This window comes from Lutibacter citreus, from assembly GCF_003260195.1.
Classification (GTDB): Bacteria; Bacteroidota; Bacteroidia; order Flavobacteriales; family Flavobacteriaceae; genus Lutibacter; species Lutibacter citreus.
Genome location: NZ_QEIH01000033.1, coordinates 1 through 1317 on the forward strand (window position 1 = coordinate 1; position 1317 = coordinate 1317).

The window sequence follows — 1317 nt, forward strand, 5'->3', positions numbered from 1 at the left end:
CTGAAAAGGGATGTTGTAAAAAATATTGATTCCATTCAAATGTATTTTAAATACAATGATGAACTATTGAATATCATTAGAGGGCTAAAAGGGTTTAAATGGAGTTCTTCTATAAGATGCTGGCACGGAGAATTCAATCAAAATAATTTGAATCTAATTAGGCAAACATTTAAGGATATAGTTATCCTTATAGATGATAACTCCCTATACACAGCTCCAACGATAAAGCGAATTAAAGTTAATAGAAAATTGTCCGAAGAAAACTCAGTGGTAATGGATTCTTTTATCAAGTATTTAGAAGGAAGGAGATATAGCCGCAGCACCATTGAAACCTATGCCATTTTTATAGGTGATTTTTTAGAATACCTTAAAAAGAAATCAATAACAAATACAACCAACAGAGATGTTGAATTATTTATTGAAGATGTATTCATACCTAAAGGATATAGCATAAGCACACATAGGCAATTTGTAAGTGCTATAAAATTATTCAAAGTTTTCTATCCAGAAAGCGGAATTGAAGAGCTGAATTTAACTATGCCAAGAAAAGATAGGCATTTGCCAGTGGTGCTATCGCAGCAAGAGGTGCTGGAAATACTCAGATGCACCAAGAACCTAAAGCATAGAGCCATATTAGCTCTGTTATATTCTTGTGGATTACGAGTAGGTGAACTAATAAATCTAGAATTGAAGCATATTGATATCAACCGAAATCAAATAGCTGTAAAAAATAGCAAAGGACGGAAAGATAGGTATGTGAAGATGGCAGACAGTCTAGCTCCATTGATTAAAAATTATGTTCAAACATTTAAACCCGTAGTATATTTTGCTGAAGGCAAACCAAATGGAAAGTACACAGCAAGCAGTGTAAGAGCATTTTTGAAGAGATCTTGCCAATTGGCTCAAATAAATAAAAGAGTGACGCCACATACGCTAAGGCATAGCTATGCTACACATTTACTTGAAGGAGGAACGGATATAAGATTGATTCAAACGCTGTTGGGGCATAACAAGCCTGAGACTACTATGATTTACACTCATGTTTCCACGAGTAGTTTGGATAGGATAAGTAACCCATTGGATGAGGCGGTTAAGAAATTTATGGTAAATGGCAATAATGAGGATTACTTAAAAATTGGTAGTAAATAGAATAGGGTAAGTGATAATAATCATATAAATTTGAAATCAACTTTTTTACATTTGAATTTATTGTCCCTAAAGGAATTTTTTGAGATGTATAAAGAAAACATATATTCACCTTATACGGTTAATTTGAGGGGGATAAGCGCATATAATATGAACATATAAGAGAGTTGG

General features: G+C 33.2%; 1 protein-coding gene. It reads left to right on the top strand.

The genetic code is table 11. The annotated features are described in order from the left end of the window. A partial coding sequence (xerA, locus tag DAD81_RS20650; RefSeq protein WP_317047340.1) for a site-specific tyrosine recombinase/integron integrase occupies nucleotides 1-1149 on the top strand: 1149 nt, incomplete at its 5' end. Nucleotides 1150-1317 lie beyond the last annotated feature (168 nt).